Annotated in this window: 6 protein-coding genes; 2 read left to right on the top strand and 4 right to left on the bottom strand. The window is 76.9% G+C overall.

The genetic code is table 11. From position 1 onward, the window contains the following. From cofG to VIM19_10885, 3 genes are all read right to left on the bottom strand, one after another. A partial coding sequence (gene cofG, locus VIM19_10895) for a 7,8-didemethyl-8-hydroxy-5-deazariboflavin synthase CofG (GenBank protein HEY5185387.1) occupies positions 1 to 1,451 on the bottom strand: 1,451 nt, incomplete at its 3' end. 10 nt (positions 1,452 to 1,461) lie between these two features. After that, positions 1,462 to 2,268, bottom strand: coding sequence for a class I SAM-dependent methyltransferase (locus VIM19_10890; GenBank protein ID HEY5185386.1), 807 nt, complete (start codon positions 2,266 to 2,268; stop codon positions 1,462 to 1,464). Then, a complete protein-coding gene (locus VIM19_10885) occupies positions 2,265 to 2,951 on the bottom strand; it encodes a hypothetical protein (GenBank protein HEY5185385.1) in 687 nt (228 codons plus the stop codon). The genes VIM19_10890 and VIM19_10885 overlap by 4 nt, the downstream gene beginning before the upstream one ends. A 76-nt stretch (positions 2,952 to 3,027) precedes the next feature. Between VIM19_10885 and cofD the strand changes: the two genes are divergently transcribed. Continuing rightward, the gene (gene cofD, locus VIM19_10880) at positions 3,028 to 4,002 is read left to right on the top strand and encodes a 2-phospho-L-lactate transferase (GenBank protein HEY5185384.1); all 975 of its coding nucleotides are present in this window, start codon (positions 3,028 to 3,030) and stop codon (positions 4,000 to 4,002) included. Continuing rightward, a complete protein-coding gene (locus VIM19_10875) occupies positions 3,999 to 5,297 on the top strand; it encodes a coenzyme F420-0:L-glutamate ligase (protein ID HEY5185383.1) in 1,299 nt (432 codons plus the stop codon). The genes cofD and VIM19_10875 overlap by 4 nt, the downstream gene beginning before the upstream one ends. An 8-nt stretch (positions 5,298 to 5,305) precedes the next feature. Here the strand turns inward: VIM19_10875 and VIM19_10870 are convergent. After that, positions 5,306 to 5,760, bottom strand: a 455-nt coding sequence (locus tag VIM19_10870) for a 3-methyladenine DNA glycosylase (GenBank protein HEY5185382.1), incomplete at its 5' end; no start/stop codon positions are given.

Raw genomic sequence — 5,760 nt, 5'->3', positions numbered from 1 at the left:
GGGTCGGCCTCGGCGGCCCGCAGCGCCGCGAGCACGTCGCCGTCCGCCCGCTCGGGGGCGCCGCGGGCGGCGCCCCCCTCGCGCAGCGCGTCCCAGTCGCCATAGACGGCGTCGAAGTCGCCGCGACGGTCGCCGGTGCGCCCGACCGTGTCCACCTCGACGTGCAGCCGCGTCCGGCCGGACGACGCCGTCCCCCACTCCGGGTCCGGCTCCTGCCAGGGCAGCCCCACGGGCCGCCGGCCCTCGACCGCCAGCCCGTCGGCGTCGGCGAGCGCGGCGACGTGCGGGCGCACCCGCGGGTCGAGCCACGGCTCGCCGCCCAGCACGTACTCCGGGTGCGCGGTGAGCCGCTCCCGCAGGGTGAACCCGGCGGCCGCGGTCAGCTCGGCCAGCCGGTCGATCTGCGGCCACGGCCGCTCGGGGTTCACGTGGTCCGGGGTCAGCGGGGAGACGCCGCCCCAGTCGTCGACCCCGGCCCGCAGCAGTGCCGCGAGCTGCTCTGGGTCGGACAGGTTCGGCGGCACCTGCACCCGCATCCGCGGGCCGAGCACCAGCCGGGCCACCGCCACTGTGGCCAGGTACTCCTCGAAGCCGACGTCCGGCTCGGCGCGCATGGCGGTGTCGTCCTTGGCCCGGAAGTTCTGGACGATCACCTCCTGCACGTGGCCGTGCCGGCGGGCGGCCGCCCGGATCGCGAACAGCGACTCGGCCCGCTCGGCCGCGGTCTCGCCGATGCCCACGAGGATCCCGGTGGTGAACGGCACCGTCGCGCGGCCGGCGTCCTCGAGCACCCGCAGCCGCACCGCGGGCTCCTTGTCCGGCGAGCCGAAGTGCGGACCGCCGGGCTGCGACCACAGCCGGGTCGCGGTGGTCTCCAGCATTATCCCCATGGACGGCGCCACCGGCTTCAGTCGCAGCATGTCCTGCCAGCTCATCACCCCGGGGTTCAGGTGCGGCAGCAGGCCGGTCTCCTCGAGCACCAGCACGGCCATGGCCCGCAGGTAGGAGAGCGCGTCCTCGTAGCCGTGCTCGTCCAGCCAGCTGCGGGCCGCGGGCCAGCGGTCCTCGGGCCGGTCGCCGAGGGTGAACAGCGCCTCCTTGCAGCCCAGCGCGGCCCCCTCGCGGGCGATGGCCAGCACCTCGTCCGGCTCCAGGAACGCAGCGGGCAGTCGCCCCGGCACCGTGGCGAACGTGCAGTAGTGGCAACGGTCCCGGCAAAGCCGGGTCAGCGGGATGAACACCTTGCGGCTGTACGTGACGACCCCGGGCCGCCCGGCCGCCGCCAGTCCCGCGTCGCGCACCCGGGAGGCCGCCTCCAGCAGCGGCTCGAGCTGCTGGTCCCGCAGCCCGAGCAGCACGGTGGCCTCGGCCACGTCCAGCGCCTTGGCGTCCCTGACCCGGGCGAGGGCGCGGCGGACGGCGGTGTCGGTGGGCGGTGCGACCTCGGGCATGCCCTTGAGCCTAAGCACCCCCGGTGCCGGACCAGCTGACGGTCTCCACCAGCCGGAAGCCGGACTGGGTCACCTCGGGCAGCAGCGCGGCGACCTCGGGGATCCGGGCGGCCGGCAGGCACAGTCGTCGGGTCACCAGCGCGGCCCGCTCGTCCAGCGGATCGTCGTCCGCCGGCTCGGGGCGCTCCCACCCCTCGACCCGCAGCCCGGTGACCCCGGCCTCCTCCAGGACGGCGACGAAGTCGGGCGACGTCGGCCGCTCCGGGCGGACCAGGCCGTGGAACCGCAGCCACAGCGGTGCCAGCCAGCTCATCGGGTGCTGCACGGGCAGCTCGACGACGACCCGGCGCCGGGCGGACCCGGTCAGCGCGGCCACGAACGGTCCGATGTCAGCGACGTCGTAGACGACGTGGTGGCACACGACGAGGTCCTGCGCCCCGGCCTCCTGGGCGACCTGCGGCCACAGCCCCTCGACCGTCCGGGCCCGCACCCCGAGCCCGGCCGCCCGCTGGGCGTAGGCCGCGAGCATGTCGGCGGAGCGGTCAACAGCCACCAGCTCGGTGGCCCACGGGGCCAGCGGCAGGCTGGCCGCCCCGGCCCCGGCGCCCACGTCGAGCACGCCGCCCGGTCCCCCGGTGGTCAGGGCGTCCCGGGCCGCCTCGAAGGACCGACCGGACGGCGCGGTCACCGCGGCGTCGGCCCGGTCGGCGAACCGGCGGACCGGGTGGCCCCAGGGCGAGGTCTCGGCCCGGGCCAGGATCTCCTCCGGGATGGCCCACTCGGCGAGCGCGGCCGCCCAGCTGCTCGCGGCGGTCACGCCGACGCGTCCGCGCGGGCGCGCCGGCGCTCGGCCAGCTGCGCGACCGGGGTGCGCCCGACCCGCGCGACCAGCCCGGTGAGCAGCCCCACGGCGATGGCCAGCAGGTGCTCCCAGCCGGCCAGGCCCGGCTCCAGGAACGCCAGGGCCAGCAGCGGGGCCAGCAGCACCGAGCCGACCACCGGCAGGCCGAGCGCGACCGCCACGGCCGCGCCCAGGGCCACGGTGAGCACGGAGGGCCCGGTGTCGAGCAGGTGCCGGTAGTCCGGGGACAGCTGGCCCAGGACGCCGGGCGGCAGCTCGAGGCAGAACCGGACCAGCAGGGTGAGCGCGATGTGCGCGCTCAGCCCGACCAGCACCGCGCGTCGCCAGCCGAGCACCGCGGATCCGGCCAGCAGCGCCGCGAACACCTGCAGCATGGCGCCCCACACCGGCAGCCCGGCGGTCGGCGCAGCTGCGGACAGCGGCAGCCGCTCCAGGGCGACCAGCAGCGGCTCGTCGGCTCGGTACCCGGCGAGGTCCTCGACCAGCTCGCGACCGCCGGGAAGGAAGCCGACCGCCCACATCGCGGCGACCAGCGCAGTGGCCGCCGCCGCGACGAGCAGCGCGGCGCGGCGCTCCCCGGCCGAGCGCACCACCGACCGCAGCTCCCCGACCTCACGGACCACCCGGCGTCCCAGCACGCGCCCAGTCTGCCCCGGCGGACCCCCCCGCGGCACCCCATCAAACGCCTCCAGGACCGGCTGAGAGGATGACGCGGTGCAGATCACGGCGCTGGCTGGCGGCATCGGTGGGGCTCGGTTCCTGCGCGGCCTGCTGGCCGAGCTGGCCGCTCGCGCGGAGGCCGGAGCCGAGCCCGCCCAGGTGACCGTCATCGGCAACACGGCCGACGACATCACGCTGTTCGGGCTTCGGGTGTGCCCGGACCTGGACACCGTGATGTACACCCTCGGCGGCGGCATCGAGGAGTCGCAGGGCTGGGGCCGGGCCGGTGAGACGTACGCCGTCAAGGGGGAGCTGGCCGCCTACGGCATGCAGCCGCTGTGGTTCGGCCTCGGTGACCGGGACCTCGCCACCCACATCGTGCGCACCCAGATGATGGCCGCGGGCTACCCGCTCTCGGCGGTCACCGAGGCGCTGTGCGCCCGCTGGCGGCCCGGGGTGCGGCTGATCCCGATGTCGGACGAGCGGGTCGAGACCCACGTCGTCATCGACGACCCGGACCAGCCCGGCCAGACCAAGGCGGTCCACTTCCAGGAGTGGTGGGTGCGCTACCACGCCGAGCCGCCGGCCCGCTCGATCGTGCCGATCGGGGTGGACGCCGCCCAGCCGGCCCCCGGCGTCCTGGAGGCGCTGGCCGGGGCCGACCTCCTCGTGCTGCCGCCGTCCAACCCGGTGGTGTCGATCGGGACGATCCTGGCCGTGCCCGGGATCCGGGACGCCGTGGTCGCCGCGGTCGCCCCCGTCGTCGGGGTCTCGCCCGTGATCGGCGGGGCGCCGGTGCGCGGCATGGCCGACGCCTGCCTCACCGCGATCGGGGTGGAGACCTCGGCCGGCGCGGTCGCCGGCCTGTACTTCGGGATGCTCGACGGCTGGCTGGTCGACGAGGTGGACTCCGGCACGGTGGTGGACGGCGTGCAGGTCCGGGCGCTACCGCTGCTCATGACCGACGAGTCGGCCACCCGGGCGATCGCCGCGGCCGCGCTCGACCTGGGGGCGGAGCTCGCCGGATGACGACGGTCACCGTGCTGCCGGTCACCGGCGTCCCCGAGGTGCGCCCCGGCGACGACCTGGCCGCACTGCTCGCCGACGCGGCGACCGGGCCCGGCGGCCCGGGCCTGCGCGACGGCGACGTCCTCGTGGTCACCAGCAAGGTGGTGAGCAAGGCCGAGGGGCGGGTCGTCGAGGCCACCGACCGGGAGGCGGCCATCGACGCCGAGACCGTGCGAGTGGTCGCCCGCAGGGAGCAGACCCGGATCGTGCAGACCCGGCACGGCCTGGTGCTCGCCGCGGCCGGTGTCGACGCGTCGAACGTCCCGGCCGGGACCGTCGTCCTGCTGCCGGTGGACCCGGACGCCTCCGCGGCCCGGCTGCGGGCGGCGCTGCGCGAGCGGCTCGACGTACGGGTCGCGGTGCTCGTGAGCGACACCCTCGGCCGGCCCTGGCGGCTGGGGCTCACCGACTCCGCGGTGGGCGCGGCCGGGCTGGCGCCGCTGGACGACCACCGCGGACGGGTGGACGCGCACGGGCACACGCTCGAGCAGACCGTGGTGGCGGTGGCCGACGAGCTGGCCGCCGCGGCCGACCTGGTGAAGGGCAAGCTGGCCGGCGTCCCGGCCGCCGTGCTGCGCGGCCTGGACCACCTGGTCACCGACGACGACGGCCCGGGCGCCCGGGCGATGGTCCGCCCGCTCGAGGAGGACATGTTCCGGTTCGGGCACCGCGAGGTGCTCACGGCCCGGCGCACCGTGCGGGCGTTCACCGGCGCGCCGGTCGAGCGCGCGGCCCTGCTGCGCGCGGTGGCCGCCGCGGTCACGGCCCCGGCCCCGCACCACACCACGCCGTGGCGGTTCGTGCTGGTCGACGACACGGACCTGCGCACCCGGTTGCTCGACGCGATGGCGCAGCGGTGGGCGGCGGACCTGCGTGCGGACGGCTTCGACGAGGAGTCGGTGGCCCGCCGGCTGCGCCGCGGTGACGTGCTGCGCGGCGCGCCCCACCTGGTGGTGCCCTGCCTGGTGATGACCGGGTCGCACGCCTACCCGGACGCCCGGCGGGCCACCGCCGAGCGCGAGATGTTCCTCGTGGCCATGGGTGCCGGGGTGCAGAACCTGTTGGTGGCGCTGGCGATCGAGGACCTCGGCTCGGCCTGGGTGAGCAGCACGCTGTTCTGCCAGGACGTCGTCCGCTCGGTGCTCGACCTGCCGGACGGCTGGGACCCCATGGGCGCCGTGGCGGTCGGGCACCCGGCCCAGCCGGCCGCGAAGCGGGCCCCCCGCGACCCCGCCGACTTCCTGCTGCTCCGGTAGCGACCCGCCTACCGGGTGCGGTGGTCCAGCGGGGCGTAGCGCGGCGCCTGCCGCGGCCGGGTCACCCCGGACAGCTCGACCATCCGGACGGCGCGGTAGCGGTGCCCCTCATAGGCGGCGAGCAGCTCGAGCATCCGGGCGTCGTCGCCGTCCGGCTCGCCGGTGAGGGCGTGGACGACGAGACCCGGTAGGTGCAGGTCGCCCACCGAGACGGCGTCCGGGTCGCCGTGGACCCGCTGGCGCACCTCGGCCGCCGTCCACCGGCCCACGCCGGGCAGCGAGCACAGCCGCCGCTCGACCTCGTCCATCGGCAGGCCGACCGTGCGCTCCAGCGCGGCGGCCCGCTGCGCCGCCCCGACGATCGTGCCGGACCGCTCGGGGCCGACCCCGGCCCGGTGCCACTCCCAGGACGGGATCCGGGCCCACTGCTGCGGCTCGGGGGCCACCGCCATGCCGTCCGGCG

It is taken from the genome of Actinomycetes bacterium (assembly GCA_036510875.1).
Taxonomy (GTDB): Bacteria; Actinomycetota; Actinomycetes; order Prado026; family Prado026; genus DATCDE01.
Note: the sequence above shows the minus strand (reverse complement) of the source record. Positions and strands in the feature narration are given on the sequence as shown.